The organism is Mesorhizobium sp. M0174 (assembly GCF_040322275.1).
GTDB lineage: Bacteria > Pseudomonadota > Alphaproteobacteria > Rhizobiales > Rhizobiaceae > Mesorhizobium.
On sequence record NZ_JAMYTB010000008.1, the window covers coordinates 14,855 to 33,459 of the forward strand.

17 protein-coding genes are annotated in these 18,605 nt (G+C 62.4%); 10 read left to right on the forward strand and 7 right to left on the reverse strand.

The window, feature by feature from the left end; genetic code table 11:
• The first annotated feature begins 23 nt into the window (after positions 1-23).
• From NKJ13_RS17775 to NKJ13_RS17805, 7 genes are all read left to right on the forward strand, one after another.
• The gene (locus NKJ13_RS17775; RefSeq protein ID WP_352739753.1) at positions 24-1,124 is read left to right on the forward strand and encodes a polyamine ABC transporter substrate-binding protein; all 1,101 of its coding nucleotides are present in this window, start codon (positions 24-26) and stop codon (positions 1,122-1,124) included.
• Positions 1,125-1,137: 13 nt separating this feature from the next.
• Positions 1,138-1,980, forward strand: a complete 843-nt coding sequence (locus tag NKJ13_RS17780; protein WP_502896212.1) for an ABC transporter permease — start codon at positions 1,138-1,140, stop codon at positions 1,978-1,980.
• Between the two features lie 2 nt (positions 1,981-1,982).
• Positions 1,983-2,765 (forward strand): ABC transporter permease, encoded by a 783-nt coding sequence (locus tag NKJ13_RS17785; RefSeq protein ID WP_352508551.1) that lies wholly within the window; start codon positions 1,983-1,985, stop codon positions 2,763-2,765.
• The gene (locus NKJ13_RS17790; protein WP_352508552.1) at positions 2,762-3,826 is read left to right on the forward strand and encodes an ABC transporter ATP-binding protein; all 1,065 of its coding nucleotides are present in this window, start codon (positions 2,762-2,764) and stop codon (positions 3,824-3,826) included. The genes NKJ13_RS17785 and NKJ13_RS17790 overlap by 4 nt, the downstream gene beginning before the upstream one ends.
• Before the next feature lie 2 nt (positions 3,827-3,828).
• Complete coding sequence (locus NKJ13_RS17795) at positions 3,829-4,587, forward strand: MBL fold metallo-hydrolase (protein WP_352508553.1); 759 nt, start codon at positions 3,829-3,831, stop codon at positions 4,585-4,587.
• 461 nt (positions 4,588-5,048) lie between these two features.
• Positions 5,049-5,822: an NAD kinase gene (locus tag NKJ13_RS17800; RefSeq protein WP_352649923.1), complete on the forward strand. Its 774-nt coding sequence runs from the start codon at positions 5,049-5,051 to the stop codon at positions 5,820-5,822.
• A gap of 190 nt (positions 5,823-6,012) precedes the next feature.
• Entirely contained in the window at positions 6,013-7,608 is a 1,596-nt protein-coding gene (locus NKJ13_RS17805; protein WP_352477469.1) for a DEAD/DEAH box helicase, read from the forward strand.
• Positions 7,609-7,653: 45 nt separating this feature from the next.
• Here the strand turns inward: NKJ13_RS17805 and NKJ13_RS17810 are convergent, their stop codons facing one another.
• Positions 7,654-9,666, reverse strand: coding sequence for a BTAD domain-containing putative transcriptional regulator (locus NKJ13_RS17810; RefSeq protein ID WP_352739751.1), 2,013 nt, complete (start codon positions 9,664-9,666; stop codon positions 7,654-7,656).
• 253 nt (positions 9,667-9,919) lie between these two features.
• On the opposite strand from NKJ13_RS17810, the gene NKJ13_RS17815 reads away from it, so the two are divergent.
• Complete coding sequence (locus NKJ13_RS17815; RefSeq protein ID WP_352508587.1) at positions 9,920-10,084, forward strand: YjiS-like domain-containing protein; 165 nt, start codon at positions 9,920-9,922, stop codon at positions 10,082-10,084.
• Positions 10,085-10,109: 25 nt separating this feature from the next.
• Here the strand turns inward: NKJ13_RS17815 and NKJ13_RS17820 are convergent, their stop codons facing one another.
• Complete coding sequence (locus NKJ13_RS17820; protein ID WP_352739749.1) at positions 10,110-11,003, reverse strand: LysR family transcriptional regulator; 894 nt, start codon at positions 11,001-11,003, stop codon at positions 10,110-10,112.
• A 119-nt stretch (positions 11,004-11,122) separates the two neighbouring features.
• Between NKJ13_RS17820 and NKJ13_RS17825 the strand changes: the two genes are divergently transcribed.
• Both NKJ13_RS17825 and NKJ13_RS17830 read left to right on the forward strand, forming a co-directional pair.
• Positions 11,123-12,007, forward strand: coding sequence for an NmrA/HSCARG family protein (locus tag NKJ13_RS17825; RefSeq protein ID WP_352777934.1), 885 nt, complete (start codon positions 11,123-11,125; stop codon positions 12,005-12,007).
• Positions 12,008-12,055: 48 nt separating this feature from the next.
• Positions 12,056-12,328 (forward strand): DUF2798 domain-containing protein, encoded by a 273-nt coding sequence (locus NKJ13_RS17830; RefSeq protein WP_254817107.1) that lies wholly within the window; start codon positions 12,056-12,058, stop codon positions 12,326-12,328.
• A gap of 90 nt (positions 12,329-12,418) precedes the next feature.
• On the opposite strand, the gene NKJ13_RS17835 is transcribed toward NKJ13_RS17830, so the two are convergent.
• From NKJ13_RS17835 to NKJ13_RS17855, 5 genes are all read right to left on the reverse strand, one after another.
• Positions 12,419-13,066: a YiaD family glycine zipper/OmpA-like lipoprotein gene (locus NKJ13_RS17835; RefSeq protein ID WP_254817106.1), complete on the reverse strand. Its 648-nt coding sequence runs from the start codon at positions 13,064-13,066 to the stop codon at positions 12,419-12,421.
• A 174-nt stretch (positions 13,067-13,240) separates the two neighbouring features.
• Positions 13,241-13,609 carry a GFA family protein gene (locus NKJ13_RS17840; RefSeq protein WP_352739745.1) on the reverse strand — a complete coding sequence of 123 codons (369 nt, stop codon included), beginning with the start codon at positions 13,607-13,609 and terminating at the stop codon, positions 13,241-13,243.
• Between the two features lie 192 nt (positions 13,610-13,801).
• Complete coding sequence (locus NKJ13_RS17845) at positions 13,802-14,188, reverse strand: hypothetical protein (protein WP_352508561.1); 387 nt, start codon at positions 14,186-14,188, stop codon at positions 13,802-13,804.
• 472 nt (positions 14,189-14,660) lie between these two features.
• A protein-coding gene (gene prfB / locus NKJ13_RS17850; RefSeq protein ID WP_352451084.1) for a peptide chain release factor 2 occupies positions 14,661-15,792 on the reverse strand; the annotation gives its coding sequence in 2 pieces (ribosomal slippage) (positions 14,661-15,725 and positions 15,727-15,792; 1,131 coding nt in all).
• Between the two features lie 166 nt (positions 15,793-15,958).
• A complete protein-coding gene (locus NKJ13_RS17855; RefSeq protein ID WP_352508562.1) occupies positions 15,959-18,415 on the reverse strand; it encodes a penicillin-binding protein 1A in 2,457 nt (818 codons plus the stop codon).
• Positions 18,416-18,605: the final 190 nt, after the last annotated feature.

Consider the following 18,605-nt stretch of genomic DNA (forward strand, 5'->3'; position numbering starts at 1 on the left):
AAAAAGGCAAGGGAGAACACTCGATGTCCGTCAATCCAAAGACCCCCAATCCAACCGTCAGGAATCCGCTTTCCGTTCTGAAGAGCCAGGGCGCGTGTGCCGCGGCAGCACTGCTACTGGCGGCGGGCAGCCTCGCTCAGGCGCAGGACCTCAACGCGCTGATCTGGTGCGATCACGCCGATCCGGCGCTGTTGCAGCCGTTCGAGGAGGCGAACGGCGTCAAGGTCAATGTCAAGGAGTTCGAAGGCACCGGCGCCGGCCTGGCGATCGTCGAACAGTCGCAGCCGGGCGACTGGGACGTGATGGTGATCGACAGCATCGACATACCGCGGGGCGTCGAAAAAGGCCTGTTCGAACCGCTACCGGAAGATAAGCTGCCGCTGGCCGATCTGTTTCCGCAGGTGAAGATGGATAGCTCCACCGTCGTCGACGGCAAGCGTTACGGCATCACCGAAAAGTTCGGCTACAACACGATCGGCTACAACAAGACCAAGGTCGACCCGGCCGACATGCAGTCGCTTGCCGCGCTGACCGGCGACAAATACAAGGGCAAGATCGCCATCTACGATTATTACCTGCCGGTCATCGGCATGGCCGCACTGGCGATCGGTAAGAAGACTGCGGAACTGACGGAAGCCGACCTTCCTGCCATCAAGGAAGAGCTGCTCAAAATGAAGGCCAACGCCAAGCTGGTCGGCGAAGTGACCGCCAGCCAGACGGCGCTGGCGACAGGCGAGGTCGACATACTGGTCGGCGGCGGCGAATGGGTGACGGCTGGGCTGGCCAAGGAAAACCCTGCCCTCGACTTCTCTATTCCGAAAGAAGGCGCGGTGCTGTGGTCGCAGTCGCTGGCAATGTTCAAGGATTCCAAGAACAAGGATCTGGCGCTTAAATTCATCCAGTACATTATGAGCCCCGAAGGGCAGGCGCGGCTCGCCACCTCGTCCTGCTATTGGGGCATGCCGGCCAACAGCAAGGCGGCCCTGAGCGACGAGCAGAAGAAGATCCTGCGCTTCGACGAGCAGCCGGAATTCCTCGCCCGCGCCCAGGCCTATCCGGCGCCGAATGCCGATCTCGACAAGAAGATGCAGGACGTCTGGACCGAAATGCTGCAGGCGCAATGACCGGCTGCCGGTCGTGAACGCCGCCAACAGCGGGCGCGCCCTGCCCTGGGCGCTGGTCACGCCGGCGCTCGGCTGGACGTTGCTGTTCTTCGTGCTGCCCTTCGTCGCCATGGCGGTATCTAGCCTGACGGCGCACGAAGGCGGCGGCTTCACGCTGTCCAACTACAGCCAATTCTTTGCCAATCAGTCCTACTGGCAGGCGATGGTGAACTCGCTACAGGTCACAGCGATCGTCACCATTATCTCGGTGCTGCTTGCCTATCCCTTTGCCTGGATTCTGGCCGAACAGGTGCCGGAGCGCTGGCAGCGGCTGGCGCTGATGCTGGCGGTGCTGCCCTTCTGGACCTCCTATGTCGTGCGCTCCTATTCGTGGCTGCTGGTGCTGGCACAGAACGGCGTCGTCAACCGCGCGTTGACCGGCTCCGGCCTGTTCGGCGAACCGCTGCAACTCGCCAATACGCGTTTGGCCACCATCACCGGCTTCGTGCATTTCTTCGTCATGCTGTTGACGCTGACGATCTTCGCCAATCTGAAGCAGCTCAGCCCCAGCTACCGCAAGGCCGCCGCCGACCTCGGCGCCGGGCCGCTGCGGACTTTCCTGCATGTCGTTCTGCCGCTGACCTTGCCTGGCATCATGGTCGGTGCCTTCCTCACCTTTGTGCTGTGCATCGGCGACTACATCACGCCGCAGATCCTCGGCGGCAACAACGAGCTTTTGATGCCGCAGCTCGTCATGATGCAGATCGGCCGGCGCGGCGACTTTCCGCTCGCCTCGGCGCTGTCGATCATCCTGATGGCGGTGGTCACCATCGCCTACCTCGCCTGCGCCCGCTGGCTGAAGATCGAGCGGGCCTGACCATGCGCGCTTTCATCCGCCTCGTCTCCGGCCTTTACGCCATCGCAATCTACGGCTTCATATTTCTGCCGGTCGTCGTTCTGGTGCTGTTTTCGCTGCAGGCAACCTCGTTTCCGATCCCGCCCTTCACCGGGCCGTCGCTGCGCTGGTACGAGGCCGTGCTCGCCGACACGCGGCTGACTTCGGCGCTGGTCAATTCGCTGCTGGTGGCGGTCGTCTCCTCGGCTGTCGCCGTCACGCTCGGCTTTCTCTCCGCCTGGGGTTTTGCGCGCTTCGCCTTGCCGGGCTCGGGCCTGATGCGCGGGCTGATCACCTTGCCCTTGACCGTCAGCTATCTCATCATCGGCATGGGGCTGCTGGTGCTGTTCAACTGGACCGGCATACCGAAATCGCTACTTGCCGCCGGCATCGGCCATGTCGTGATCAACCTGCCGCTCTGCTTTGCCATCATCTACAGCCAGATGGGCGACCACCAGATCAATATCGAGCGCGCCGCGCGCGATCTCGGCGCCGCCGAATGGAAGGTGCTGCTTTTGATTACCGTACCCGTTATGGCGCCGGCGATCTTCGCCGGCTTCTTCCTGTCGATGACCTTCTCCTGGGACGAATTCGTCATCTCGTTCCTGCTGACGCGCTTCGACACGACGCTGCCGGTCGAGATCTGGAACCTGCTGCGCTCCGGCCTCAATCCCAAGACCAACGCCGTCGGCTCGCTGGTCTTCGCCGTCTCCATCGTACTGGTGGTATTGTTCGAGCTGATGCTGTTGCGGAGGAAGCCGGCATGAGTGCGCCACTGGTCGATATAAGCTCGGTCTCGCATCGCTTCGGCCAGCTCACCGTGCTGAAGAACGTCTCGCTGACGATCGAGCCGGGCAGCTACACGATCCTGCTCGGGCCATCCGGCTCCGGCAAGACGACGCTTCTGTCCATCCTCGGCGGCTTCGTCACACCGAGCGAAGGCAAGGTGCTGATCCGCGGCGAGGACTGCACCGCAGTGCCACCGGCGAAGCGGCCGACGACGACCGTGTTCCAGGATTATGCGCTGTTCCCGCACATGAGCGTCGGCAGCAATGTCGGCTTCGGTCTGCGCATGCAGGGCGTCGATGGCGCAACCCGGGCAGCAAGGGCACGCGAGGCGCTGGCGCTGGTTGGCCTCGCCACCGCCTTCGACAAGAAGCCGCATCAGCTTTCCGGCGGCCAGCGGCAGCGCGTGGCGCTGGCGCGCGCCCTGGTGGTCGAGCCGGCGGTGCTGTTGCTCGACGAGCCGCTCGGCGCGCTCGACCTGAAATTGCGCCGGCAGATGCAGGACGAGTTGAAGGCGATCCAGAAACGCGTCGGCACCGCCTTCATCCACGTCACCCACGACCAGGAAGAGGCGATGGCGCTGGCCGATCATTGCGTGGTGATGAATGACGGGCGCATCGAGGACGAAGGACCGCCCGAGCGTGTCTATGCACGGCCGGCGACGCGCTTTTCCGCGACCTTCATGGGCGAAAGCACGCTGATATCGGGAACGGTGACGGAGGCGAAGAGCGGCAAGCTCACCGTCACCACGAAGCTTGGGTCGCTCTCCGTGCCTGGCACATTGCCGGCCGGCTCGACCGTTGCGCTGGCCGTCCGGCCGGAGCATCTTATCCTCGGCGCAACCAGTGGCGGCGTGGCGCTTGGCACGGTCAAGGTGAGCGATGTCGTCTTTCAGGGCAGCTTCAAGCGTGTTCTGGGGACCTCCGCGACCGACCCGGCGCTGCATTTCATCGCCAAGGTTCCCTCGGCATCGGCCGTCCAGCCGGGCGACGTGGTCGCGGTATCGTGCGATGCTGGCGACATCATCCTGCTTGCGGACTGAACATGAGCACGCTTCCAACCATCGACGCCGGCCACTGGTACGAAACGATCCGCATGGGAGATGACGTGACGCTGATCCACGAGCCGTGGATCAAGCCGTTCTTCCGCTGCAACATCTGGCATGTGCGCGGCCGCGACAGCGATCTTCTGTTCGACACCGGCCTCGGCCATTTCAGCTTGCGGCGCCACGTGCCGCTGCTGACGGAGCGCAAGCTCACCTGCGTGGCCAGCCACACGCATTTCGACCATATCGGCTGCCATCACGAATTTCCCGACCGCTGCGTGCACCCGGCCGAGGCCGGGATCCTCGCCGACCCGCGCAACGAATGGACGGTTGCCGACCGCTATGCCACCGACGAGATGTTCGACGGCATGCCGCAAGGCTGGGACACGAAGCGCTACCGGATCCTGCCCGCACCGGCCGACCGGTTGCTCGAGCAAGGCGATATCCTCGATCTCGGCGACCGTGCCTTCGAGGTGATCCACACGCCCGGTCATTCACCCGGCGGCGTTGCGCTCTACGAAAACAGGACGGGCATCCTGTTTTCCGGCGACATCATCTATGACGGCCCGCTGATCGACGACGTCTATCACTCCGATATCGACGACTATGTCGAAACGCTGCTGCGCCTGCGCGATTTCGATGTCTCGGTCGTGCATGGCGGCCATTTCCCGAGCTTCGGGAGAGTCCGCTATCGCCAGCTTGTCGACGAGTATCTCGCGCAAAAGCGCCAGGCCGGCTGTCATCTGCTCGCCCGTTAAGGACCAGCGTAGTAACGTCAAAGCGCCCTTTGCGGACAGGGTGTCCCCGCCGCGTCGCCGCAGCGTGAGGCGGTGGGCTGCGGTCTAAAACTCTTCTCTTCCGACTGGCGCACCAGTTCCGCGAAAGCCAGGGCAAAACTTGCCAGCATCAGGAAGACGATAATCAAGCGTGCCAGCGGCAATAGATCGGCCTCGACTGGTTAGCCCCCACGCCGCCCGTCCGCTGCCGGCTAACATGATCGATCCGGCTTTACGAGGGCTTAAGGCGGGCCTTAACCATCACATCATTTTGTCCTCCGACACGATGCGCGAGTGCGCCATGTTCGGCCGCCATATCAAGACACCTCCCGCCCTTTGCAGAAATGCCCACCCATGCTAACCCGGCGCTGGCGCGGCCCAGCAACCGGTCGCCGCCAATCGGTCGCCAAACGGTCGTCGCCAATCGGTTGTCGTTGAGAGCCATGAGCAAAACCGCCAACCGTTTCGCCTTCGTCTCATCCGGTACAGCCGACGCCAATGCGGCGCTGGAAAGCCTTTCTGCGCGTTACGGCCAGGCATCCGTCGAAGAAGCTGGGATCGTCGTGGCGCTCGGCGGCGACGGCTTTCTGCTGCAGACCCTGCGTGAGACGATGAGCACGGGAAAGAAGGTCTACGGCATGAACCGTGGCACCATCGGTTTCCTGATGAACGAATACCGCGCCAGCGGCTTGACCGGGCGCATCGCGGCGGCCGTTGCCGAAACGATCCGTCCGCTGGAGATGCAGGCAGTTACGGCGGAGGGCGAGACGATTTCGGCGCTGGCGATCAACGAGGTCGCGCTTTGGCGCCAGTCCTACCAGACCGCCAAGATCCGCATCACCGTGGATGGGCAAGAGCGGCTGGAGGAATTGCACTGCGACGGCGTGATGATTGCGACGCCGGCCGGCTCGACCGCGTACAATCTGTCCGCGCACGGGCCGATCCTGCCGCTCGACGCTCCGCTGCTGGCGCTGACCCCGGTCAGCCCGTTTCGTCCGCGCCGCTGGCGCGGCGCGCTGCTCTCCAACAAGGCGAGCGTGCGTTTCGACATTCTGGAGCCGGAAAAGCGGCCGGTGAACGCCGCCGCCGACCACACCGAGGTCAAGGCGGTGACGACGGTCACGGTAAGGGAATCGCCGACGGCAACGGCGACGCTGCTGTTCGATCCCAATCATTCGTGGAACGAGCGCATTCTCGCCGAACAGTTCAGGTATTGAGCGGGCGCGGCAGCCACTGCGTAAATTAAGCATCGCGATTAAGGTTACGACTTCACAATCGTGCCAATGCCGCCCGTTTGTGTTGACAAATCGTGGGCTTGCGCCTACCTGCAATACCAATCTTGCAGGCGCGCGGCGCTTGCCGCGACTGCTTACGTTGCGCCCCCGAACCAGCCAAAGACCGCCAAACTTGTCCTCAGACACCCAGATCGCTCAAGAAGCGTTGACCTTCGCAGACCTCGGCCTGTCGCCGAAGGTCCTTTCCGCAGTTACCGATGCCGGCTACACCGAGCCGACGCCGATCCAGGCTGGTGCTATCCCGCACGCCTTGCTCGGCAAGGATGTGCTGGGCATTGCCCAGACCGGCACCGGCAAGACGGCGTCCTTCGTCCTGCCGATGCTCACCCGGCTGGAAAAGGGCCGCGCCCGCGCCCGCATGCCGCGCACGCTGATCCTCGAGCCGACGCGCGAGCTCGCCGCGCAGGTCGAGGAAAACTTCGTCAAATACGGCAAGAACCACAAGCTCAACATCGCGCTGCTGATCGGCGGCGTGTCCTTCGACGAGCAGGACAAGAAGCTCGAGCGCGGCGCCGACGTGCTGATCGCGACGCCAGGCCGCCTGCTCGACCATCGCGAACGCGGCAAGCTCCTGCTCAACGGCGTCGAGATCCTCGTCATCGACGAGGCCGATCGCATGCTCGACATGGGCTTCATTCCCGATATCGAGCGCATCTGCGAAATGATCCCGTTCACCAGGCAGACGCTGTTCTTCTCGGCGACGATGCCACCGGAAATCACCAAGCTCACCGAGAAATTCCTGCACGCGCCGGTGCGCGTCGAAGTGTCGAAGGCAGCATCGGCCGCCACCAACATCACCCAGCGGCTGGTGAAATCCGGGCCAAAACCCTGGGACAAGCGCGAGACGCTGCGCAATCTGATGAAGGCCGAGGATGCCGAGCTGAAGAACGCCATCATCTTCTGCAACCGCAAGGTCGAGGTGTCGGAGCTGTTCCGTTCGCTGCTCAAATATGATTTCGACGCCGGCGCTCTGCACGGCGACATGGACCAGCGCGCGCGCATGCAGATGCTGGCCAATTTCCGTGACGGCAAGCTGCGGTACCTCGTCGCTTCGGACGTCGCGGCGCGCGGCCTCGACATTCCCGACGTCAGCCATGTCTTCAACTACGACGTGCCGATCCACGCCGAGGATTATGTCCACCGCATCGGCCGCACCGGCCGCGCCGGACGCTCCGGCAAATCCTTCACCATCGCGACCAAATCGGACACCAAATACATCGACGCCATCGAACGGCTGATCGGCACCAAGATCGAGTGGCATGACGGCGACCTGTCGACAGTCGTCGCCAGCGAGGGCGGCGAGGACGAGGCCCCGCGCCGTGGCCGTGGTGCGCCACGCCGCGCCGGGCGTAAGGACGACGCCAAGGACAGGGGCGAGCGCAAGCCGCGTGAACGCCACGCCAAGCGCAGCGAAGAAGCAGCGCCGGAAGCGGTTAGCGAGGAACAGCCGGTCGTGGCCGAAGCCGCCGTCGCCGATATTGGCGAGCGGCGTACCCGCAAGGAGGCGATCCGCTCGGAAAACAGCGAGCGCCAGGCTTCACCTGAACGGAAGGCTTCCCCCGATCGCAACGAACGGCGCGCGCCCGAACGCGGCGACACCAGGCCGCAGCGCGAGCGCCCTGCCCGCCAGCGCCAGGAAGACAATGACGCGACCGTCGGCTTCGGCGACGACATGCCGGCCTTCATGCGGATCGTCGCCAAGGTCTGATATCCAGCTTGCGCGTCCCACGGCCGCGCGAAGCGTTGCCGCGAGTCAGTCCGGCAGGCCAGCCTTGCGAAGACCTTCGATATATCTGCTGCGATCGTCCGGTCGATAAAACGGCGGCAGCACCTCGGCGAGATTCGAGAGCCGCAGCGAGGGATCGACCTCGCACACCCGGGCCATAGTCTGCTGCGCTTCCGACAGGCGTCCCGCCAGGGCATGACTCGCCGCCACTACACGCATCGCGCTCACGTAGTTCGGTTGGTACCGTAGCGACTTTCCCGCCCAAGCGGCGGCGTCATCGTAGTGGCCGGCACAAAAATGAGCGAGCCCGGTGTTGAATTGCCAAGCGAACAGACGTGGATCCAATGGGCTTAGGCGCATGGCAAGCGCGGCGTGCTCGACGGCCTTGCCTGGCTCGCCAAAGCAAGCCTTGACCCAGCTGCTTAGGCCCCACGCGGCCGCTAGATTCGGGTTGAGAACGAGCGCGCGATCGATGCAAGCCGCACTGTCGTCAAGGTCGCCACCTACGTAGCCGAGGACGTATCCACCGAAGGAAAGCGCAATCGCATCGTCCCTTCCGAGTTCGACCGCTCTCCTGGCCAGTCGAGTAGCCTCGGCATTCTCTTTCGCGCGGTCTGTCATCCAGCCGTTGCTTTTTCGGGTGGCGTAGCACCGCGCCGCCCGCGCATAGGCTGCGGCAAACTCCGGGTCACGGTCGATCGCTTTCATGAAGAGGCGCAAGGCATCGTCGATGGCCGATCTACTAGTGATCGTCCGGTCAAAGGCCGCCAGCCCGCGGAGGTAGTAATCATAAGCGTCGAGGCTTTCTGTCGGCTTGCGTTTGGCACGCTCGATCTCAGCCTCCTCCATTTTCGGTGTGATTGCGCCGACAATACTCGAGGCGACCTGGTCCTGCAGATCGAAGACTTCGGCGAGCGTCCCGTCAAAACGGTCGGCCCAGAGATAGGCCTCCGTCGAGGTGTCGATGAGCTGCCCGGCGATGCGCAGGCGGTCGCCCGCCCGGCGAACACTTCCCTCGACCACATAGCGCACGCCCAGCTCACGCCCGACCTGCTTTATGTCTATGGACCGTCCCCTGTAGGTGAAGCTCGAATTCCGTGCGACTACGAACAGGTGCCGAAAGTGAGCCAAGGCGGTGACAATGTCTTCCACCATGCCGTCGGCAAAATATTCCTGCTCGATATCACCGCTTAGGTTCTGAAACGGCAGCACCGCAATCGATGGCTGGTCGTCGCGCCTCGTCGGGACTGCCAGAACCGGCGCCAGTGATGCGGCGCCAGAGCTTGGCTCCGGCCGCTGATGTTCAGGTCGTTCACGGGACTGCAGGGAAGCCGCCAGCGAGCTTGTCTGCTCTTCAGGCTCGGCGTTCAGATGTTTCCTTAAAGCTGCCCGACACAGCTCGAACTGACGCAAGGCCGCGTTTTCGTGGCCTCGATGAGCATGGATGCGGATCAGCGCCCGATGGGCTGCCTCCGCCGTCGGATCCGAGGCGAGCAATCGCTCCGCGAGCCCTTCGCAGGCCGTCTCTTCGGCTGAGCCGGGTGCGGGCAGCGCCAGGCTCAGCCGGTCGACCAATTGCAGCGCCTTGCGCTGATACTTGCTCAGATACGGTCCAAACCACTCGTCCAGTTCGTCAGGGATGGCTTGCCCGGCAAGCAGCTCACCGCGGTAGAGATCGGCGGCGAAGGCGAGATCGGCGGTTCGGCCCTGCTCCAATTTCCGGTCGAAGATCGAGATGTCCGCCTCATCCGGACCGGCAATAAGCGCAACGGTTTCCTGATCCCCATAGATGTAGACGGCTGCATCCGAGCTGGCGGGGAACGTGCGCCTGATGTCGACCAGCGCTTGCCGCAAACTATTGCGGGCCTGCCCGTTGCTTCGCCCCGGCCAAAAGGCTTCGGAAAGCTGCTCGCGACCATGGCCGCGGCGGCCCGCGAGAACCAGGGCAGCAAAAAGGAGCGAAGTCTTGCGTGTGGCGAACCGGACAGGCCGGTGCTCCGGGGAAGTAACCTCCAGGCCACCAAGCAACCGGATGCGCACAAATCGTCTCCAGACTTTGACCGCGGCGACAGAATAGCATCTCGGTGGATCGATTTAACACCGATTTAACGGCGGATCGCCGGACTTCTCCCAGTTGTTCACGCCCAGCCGAACAGGCCGAAAACGTCTGCGTGGCACGCTCCCATGCGCAAACTCGAAATGGGAGACCAAAACAATGGCTCACTCGGAAACTCGCGCCGCCCGCAGCATGTCCAAACGCTTGCTTGGGTCTAGCTTGAAAGGCGCAGCAATGATGATCGCTGCCTTCACGGGATGGCGGCGGACCGCCGCAAGACGGAGGGCACTGGCAGATTTGACGACCGATCAGTTGAAGGACATCGGTCATTCGGAGGTCCATCAACCCGCACTCGATGCCGCCACGGCTGTTCTAGTCACGAACTTGATGTCAATGAGGTAAGCTCGGCGTTGAGTTTGGTCTGCGCCTAAAGGTTCTTGAGTTCCAGGCGGGATGCCAACAGGTCCAGAAAAGCGCGGACTTTGGCCGAGGATGATCTGCCTTCCGGCCACACGGCGTGTATCGGCACCGGCACTGGCTCGAATTCGGTCAGAGCCAGTTCCAGGCGGCCGTCGTCCACCAGGTGTTTTACCTGCCAAAGCGGCGAGTAGCCCAAACCCAATCCGTGAACCGCGGCTGCATAGATCGATATCATCAAATTTGACCGGAAGGTGCCCGCGACCTTCACCGGCCGGGGCTTGCCTTCTATCTGAAACATCCATTCGCCTGGGCGGCCGTCATCGGTTCGTACGATGCATTCATGCTCGCGCAATTCGAGCGGATGGGCCGGTCGGCCGTGTTGCTGGAAGTAGGCAGGTGCGCCGAACACCACGCGCCGCAGTGCGCCCAGGCGCTTCGCACGTAAATTGGAATCCGGCAAATTGCCGATCCTTACCGCCAGATCGAGACCCTCGGCATCGAGATCGACAAATTCATCGGAAAGCTGGAGGTCAACCTCGACCCGGGGATATGTCCGCATATAGTCGGCGATAACCGGCACGAGGAAGTCCGGGCCGAACAGAACCGGGGCGCTCATGCGCAGGATGCCGGACGGCTCCGACCGTCGATTGGCCGCCTGAAGCCTGGCTTCGTTAATTTCCTCGACGGCGGGTTTGATGCGCTGGAAAAAGGCCGCTCCGGCTTCGCTCGGCGTCGAGCGGCGTGTCGTCCTGTGCAGAAGCTCGACCCCGATTGATTCCTCCAATGTCGCCAGGGCCCGGCTGACCGACTGCAGCGAGCGGTTCAGCCGGCGTGCGGCAGCCGTCAGGCTGCCATGCTCGACAATGGCAATGAAGGCTTCGAAATCATCTATCCGGCTCATCGCTCATTCTCCCGAAAATCGGGAGAAACTATCGCAAATTCGATTAATTGTAACGCAGTTCGCTAGATTTTATCTTCCCTGCACAGGCCGAAAGGCAGACTCGAGGGAAGGAGATCGTCATGCGAACGTCCAGTCCAACCATCCTGGTCGTAGGCGCCGCAGGCCGCGTTGCCGGTTTGGTAGTGCCTGAACTCGTCGGCCGCAATGCCAGGATTCGGGCGCTTGTTCGTGACGCCGCGAGTGCCGAAAAAGCCCGGAAAGCCGGCGCATCCGAGATCGCGATCGGAGATCTGCGCAACCATCAGAGCCTTGAGCAGGCCGTGAAAGGTGTCGACGGTGTCTTTCACATCGGACCGGCCTTTGCTCCCGACGAAGCCGCCATGGGGGTTGCCATGGTTGAGGCGGCGGCGCGAGCAGGCGTTCGGAAATTCGTTTTTTCGTCGGTGATCCAGCCCACCAACACGAGGCTGGAAAACCATGCAAGCAAGGTACCCGTCGAAGCTGCCCTCTATTCGACGAACATGGAATACACCGTTCTGCACCCGGCCAATTTCATGCAGAATATCGCGGCGGCCTGGCCCTCTGTCGTCGAGCATGGCGTTTTCGCCGAGCCGTTTCCAAAGACGGCGAAGCTCGCCCGCGTCGACTACCGCGATGTCGCTGAAGTGGCAGCGATCGCACTGACCGAAGCGCGTTTGTCCTATGCGACCCTCGAGCTGTGCGCCGACGGTATGCACAGCCGCGAAGAGGTCGTCGCCATGATGAGCGAAGAGCTTGGCCGGCCGGTTTCGGCGGGCGAGCCGACATTTCAGGACTGGGCGGCGAAGGCCCGCCTTCCCTATACCGACCGGCAGTTGCAGATGCTGGCCAAAGTACACAGCTACTACGCCAAATACGGCCTCGGCGGGAACAGCCTGACGTTGCGTGCCGTGCTTGGCCGCGAGCCGCGTTCGCTGCGAAGCTTCATTCGAGAATTGGCGCTGCAGACGGCATATGCCGCCTGATCGTCCTCACAATAACGCCTACGCATATTTTCTGATTAGGAGACTTCGATGCAAGCATCACCGGACCAAGCCTTCAAATTGAGAAAGCTGCCGCCCTCCTACGGCGCGGTGGTGATGCCGTTGGTTCTTTCGATTCTGATGTCGTCGATTGTCTCGGCGGTTTCGACGGCAATCGGCGCAGGCTGGACGAACGGGTTTATAGCGGCCTGGAGCTATGCATGGGGCGCTTCATGGCTTGTCGCGTTTCCCAGTCTGCTGATTGTGCTTCCGATCGTGCGCCGGATCGTTGCCGCGATTGTCGATCAACCGGCCCGGTCCTGACATCACGAATGAAGGGTGCCGGCGGCCATAGGGCCGGCATAGCCATTAGAGCGGCCCCTTGCGAGGCCGCTCTAGGTTTGTGCGCTTGCCTCAGGTAAGCGGCGACAGCTGGATCTCGACGCGGCGGTTCTGAGCCCGGCCGGCAGCGGTCGCGTTGGAGGCGATCGGACGCGTCTTGCCGAAGCCGGTGACGGCGAAGCGGCGGGAATCGACGCCCTGTCCGGACAGATAGTTGGCGACCGCCAAAGCACGGCGCTGCGACAGGTCGAAATTGTGCTCGTCGCTGCCGGTCGAGTCGGTGTGGCCGAACACGTCGACCGTGGTCTGGCGGAACTTTTTCAGCACAAGGGCCACTGAATTCAGCACCGGATAGAAACCGGCCTTCACCGCGTCCTGGTCGACGTTGAAGGTAATGTCGGACGGCATATTGAGGATGATCTGGTCGCCGGTGCGTGTGACGCTGACGCCGGTGCCCTGAAGCTGTCGGCGCAGTTCGGCCTCGTTCTGGTCCATGGTGGCACCGATGGCACCGCCGGCAAGCGCGCCGATGCCCGCGCCGATCAGCGCGTTGCGGCGGTCGTTACCGCCGGCTAGCATGCCGAGCCCGGCACCCGCCAAAGCACCGAGACCGGCGCCGGCAGCGGTGTTGGAAACCTTCTGTTCCCCGGTGTAGGGATCGGTGGTGCATGCGCTCACGAGCACAGCCGTCGCCACGACGGCGAGCACAATCTTTTTCATATGGTGGTCCCTCTCCATTCCACGGCCGCGCAACGGCGCACCGCATCAGCCCTTCCAGCGACTTGTAACATGAAATGCGGCGAAAAGCGGACCAGCAAAAGCCGTTGCCGCGGCTTTTCCCGGCCCAATTCCACACGCCTGCGGCGGCTCGTGCGACCACCGCAATTCGACCGGCTACCAGAGATTCTTGCCGTCGATGACCACCACTTCGACCGTGTCGAGATCGAAATCGTCGAACAGCCGCGAGTTCACGCTGATCTTGGGATTGTCGAAATTCGGCTCGCCTGTCGACCAGTCCGGCGTCTCGGTGAAGGTGCCACAGCCGCAGGTGGCGCAAAAACCGTGTTTTATGGTTTTCGATCCCCACTGGTAGAACGAAACATTCTCCGGCGGGCTGGTGAGTCTGAATTGCGATGGGGTGTAATAGGCCCACAACGAACCGCGTTTCGAACAGAAGGAACAGGTGCATCGCGTCACCGTCTGCGGCGCTTGCGAAACCTCGAACGTCGTCGCCTTGCAGTGGCAGCTTGCCTTGATGGTCATGAATTGGTCCCTCACAATGCCGCCGTACGGCAAAGGCAGCATAAAGAAACGCTCCTGACAACTGCCAGTCAGCAGGCCTGTGAGCCTGCGATGCACAGGTTAACAGTGCTAGAGTGCCGATCGAAGGCTCATCGAGCCAACGCCGCCGCACACCCTCGGGTCACCCCGTCGGCAAGCTTTGGGCGTCATGCGCTAATAGGACGATGGCGGCACGAACAGGCAGATGGTCTTTCCGTCATTGGCACCGGCAACGGAGCACCAATGATATTCGCCGTCGGGCGAATTCTTGATCCGCTTGTCGCTATAGGCCACGACCTCCCCGGTTCCTTTGATGACATAGCCCTCCGGACGTTCGCTGATCGATGTCTGAGAGACCTCGCGGCAATCATAGCCCGAGCAGCAAGAGAACGGATAGCTCCAGCCTTGCGGCATGGCCGCGGTCGGTTTGGCATCATGCGCCAGAGCAGGCGCCGCAAATGGAATGGCGGCAGCAATCAAAACCACTGCCGCGACAAGTGAATTCAGGAGTCGGCGCGCCGTGCGGGCGACTGAGGCCGGTCTGGTTGTGAGAGCAGGCATGAGCGCAGTTCCTATCAACGGTTGTCAAGCATCTCGCTTGCCCGTTCCCGGAACGTGTCTTCCCAGTGGCCGGATCGTCAGGTCGCAGATACGCCGCGTCCGGCCATAAATGCTTTTTTCCTCCCCAGCGCATGAATGCTGGGCTGATTCCTTGGTTGGCGCAAGCAATTGCTGTCGCAACCGGACGCCGACCTCTGCAGTCGGAACCAACCTGCCGCCCTGATTGACGAAACCTGGTCAAGCCCGGCAACGGGATCGCCAATAACGGGATTTGGCTCGCGCTGGTTCCAGGCTTGGCACCGGCGGCCCGAGACATCCGCGTCAAAAGCGGAAATCGATTTTGAAGAATCCGATGAAAAACAAAGTTGTAGAACGACAGGTAAGTGCGAATTGAGAGCTCGTCACTCTCGCGCGATGGCCGTAACGCTCGCGTGATGAACCCATATTCCTGCCGGATTGGTGCCCGGCGGCCTCAGTCGATATCGGCCACCGTTTCGCCGGCGCCACCCTCGATCCGCTGCGACAGCGAGGCTTCCATGAAATCGTCGAGGTCGCCGTCGAGCACGCTCGACGGGCTGGTGCTCTCGACGCCGGTGCGCAGATCTTTCACCAGCTGATAGGGCTGCAGCACGTAGGACCGTATCTGGTGGCCCCAGCCAATATCGCTCTTCGACGCTTCGGTGGCGTTCGCCACCGCTTCGCGCTTCTTCAGCTCTTCCTCGTAAAGCCGCGAGCGCAGCATTTCCCAGGCCTTGGCCTTGTTCTTGTGCTGGGAGCGCTCGGCCTGGCAGGCAACCGCGATGCCGGTGGCGAGATGGGTTATGCGCACCGCCGAATCGGTGGTGTTGACGTGCTGGCCGCCCGATCCCGACGACCGATAGGTGTCGATACGGACGTCGGATTCGGAAACGTCGATGTCGATCGTATCGTCGATGACGGGATAGACCCAGACGCTGGCGAAGGAGGTGTGGCGGCGCGCATTGCTGTCATAGGGTGAAATCCGCACGAGACGATGCACGCCCGACTCCGTCTTCAGCCAGCCATAGGCGTTGTGGCCCTTGATCAGCAGCGTGGCGGACTTGATGCCGGCTTCCTCGCCGTCATGCACTTCAAGCACCTCGACCTTGAAGCGCCGGCGCTCGGCCCAGCGCGTATACATGCGCAGAAGCATCGAGGCCCAGTCCTGGCTTTCGGTGCCGCCGGCGCCGGCATGGACTTCCAAATAGCTATCGTTGGCGTCAGCCTCGCCCGACAGCAGCGTTTCGATCTGGCGCGCCTTGGCCTCGCCGCGCATCGAGCGGATCGCCGCTTCGGCCTCCGCGATGACGCCCTCGTCGCCCTCTTCCTCGCCAAGCTCGATGAGGCCGATATTGTCTTCCAGGGCCTGGGTGAGGCCTTTGACCGCGGCAATGCCTTCCTCGAGGCCCTGACGCTCGCGCATCAGCTTTTGCGCTTCCAGCGGCTCGTTCCAGAGGCTCGAATCCTCGGCACGGACGTTCAGGTACTCAAGCCGCTTTATGGCTTGGTCCCAGTCAAAGATGCCTCCTCAGCAGGGTGATTGCCTGCCTGATCTCGTCGACAATGTTTTGCGTTTCCGCGCGCATGGCTGGCTGTTCTGTCCTGTTGCTGGATGGCGGTTTGGTGGCGCGATACATAGGGACGGCACGGTCTCCTGTAAAGCGCCGGCCCTGTAATGTACCGGCCCCTGTAAAGCGGAATGGACCGGCTCGACCATCATCGTCAAGCCGGCCCGACCCGATGCAGCGATTGTCAGTAGAGCCCGCCGCCGCCCGACTGGATGGCCTGGTTGGCCTGCGGCGACAGCGCCCCGCCGGTGGCGTTGGAGCCGTCCGCACCCATGCCGATCACCCAATAACTGTCGGCGGGACCGGTACCCGGCTTGAAGGCTTCGATGATGGTTCCGGCGTCGCCCGCGTTGGCTCGCATGCCGGTCTTGCGATTGATCGCAATCAGCTTCATGCCTTCCGGAACCTTGAAGTCGACATTGGGCGTGCCGTCCAGCGCCACGCGCATGAAATCCTTGAAGATCGGCGCGGCAAGGCCGCCGCCGGTCGCGCCCTTGCCAAGGCCTTTCGGCTGATCGTAGCCCATATAAAGGCCGACAACGAGGTTCGGCGTATAGCCGATGAACCAGGCATCCTTTTCGTCGTTGGTCGTTCCGGTCTTGCCGGCGATGTGACGGCCGAGCTCGTTGATGGTGGCGCCGGTGCCGCGTTGCACGACGCCCTCCATCATCGATGTGATCTGGTAGGCGGTCATCGGATCGAGCACCTGCTCGGAATTGTCGACCAGCTCCGGCTCTGGCTGGTTCTGCCACTCGGCGGCGTTGCAGTTCGAGCATCCGCGTTCGTCCTGCCTAAAGACGGTCTTGCCGTAGCGGTCCTGGATGCGGTCGATCAGCGACGGCTTGATCGACTTGCCGCCATTGGCCATGATCGAATAGGCCGACACCATGCGCATCACCGTCGTCTCGCCTGATCCCAGCGCCATCGGCAGATACGGCGCCAGATGGTCGTAGACGCCGAAACGCTCGGCATACTCCACGACCAGCTTCATGCCCATGTCGTTGGCAAGCCGCACCGTCATCAGATTGCGCGATTTCTCGATACCGGAGCGCAAGGTCGCCGGGCCGGCAACCGTTCCGTCGTAATTCTTGGGCGTCCAGGTCGTGTTGCCGCTCTGGATGGTGATCGGCCCGTCCATGATCACGGAGGCGGGCGTATAGCCATTGTCGAGGGCGGCCGAATAGACGATCGGCTTGAACGACGATCCGGGCTGGCGCATGGCCTGCGTCGCCCGGTTGAACTCCGACTGCGCGTAGGAGAAACCGCCGACCATGGCCAGGACGCGTCCGGTATGCGGATCCATGGCGATCAGGCCGCCTTCCACTTCGGGAACCTGGCGCAAGCTGTAGCTGTTGTCCGAGCCCTCGTTCTTCTGCACGAAAATCACGTCGCCCGGCTTCAGCACGTCGGCCGGCGACTTCGCCTTGACGGTCCTGCCATCGACGACGTGGCGCATGGCGAAGCTCATGTCTTCCTTGCTGACGGTGCCTTCGACGCGGTCCTTGACGATTTCACCGGAGATCTGGCGCGTCGGCTGCAGGCCGATGGACAGGCCGGTGGCAGAGCTGTCGAGCACGACGGCGAGCGACCATTCCGGCACGTCCTCCAATCGCTTGACGTTGCCGAGCGGCACGCCCCAGTCGCCGGAAATGTCGATGCTCGTGACCGGCCCGCGGTAGCCGCGCAACGTGTCGAACTTCATGAGACCGTTCTGCATGGCCTTGCGGGCAATCAGCTGCATCTTCGGATCGAGCGTCGTGCGGACGGAAAGGCCGCCTTCGTAGAGCGCATTCTCGCCATAGCGCGCGATGATCTGGCGACGCACTTCCTCGGTGAAATACTCCCCGGCGAAGAGATAGTTGCCGGTGCGGCGCGGCGTGACGCCGAGCGGCTCGGCCTTGGCCTTCTCGCCTTCTTCATGCGTGACGTAGCCGTTCTCGACCATCTGGTCGATGACCCAGTTGCGGCGCTCCAAGGCGCGATCGGCATGCTTGAAGGGATGGTAGTTGTTCGGCCCCTTTGGCAGGGAGGCGAGATAGGCGGCTTCGGCAACGGTGAGCTCATTCACCGATTTGTCGAAATAGGTGAGTGCAGCACCGGCGACGCCATAGGCGCCGAAGCCGAAGAAAATCTCGTTGAGATAGAGCTCGAGAATGCGATCCTTCGAATAGGCCTGCTCGATGCGGAAGGCGAGGATCATCTCCTTGATCTTACGCTCGTAGGTCTGATCCGAAGACAACAGGAAGTTTTTTGCCACCTGCTGGGTAATCGTCGAGGCGCCGACCTGGCGCTTTCCCGAGCCAACATTCTGCAGGTTGACGACAATGGCGCGGCCAAGGCCGGTCACGTCGATGCCGGGGTGATTGTAAAAATTCTTGTCCTCGGCCGACAGGAAGGCCGCCTTGACACGATCCGGGATCGCCTGAATCGGCAGATAAAGCCGCCGCTCACGCGCATATTCGGCCATCAGCGCGCCATCCGACGCGTGGATGCGGGTCGTCACCGGCGGCTCGTATTTGGCCAGCACCTCATAATCGGGCAGGTCCTTCGACAAATGGCCGATATAGATCGCCACGCCCGCCGCGACCAAAAGGGCCAGCGTCGTGCCGATGCCGAAGAAATAGCCAATGAGACGAATCATACCCGCTCCAGTCCTTGGTTCGGGAATTTCCTAAACGAAGCCGCCCTTCACGCAAGCTTTCGGGACGATCCCAAACCGTAATCGCAAAATCCATGTCGCGACCATGTGGGCAAAATACGGCGGCGCGGGATTTCGGTTTCGAATGCCGGAAATAAAAGCACAGGGTGTTGTCGCCGTGCAACGCTGCTTC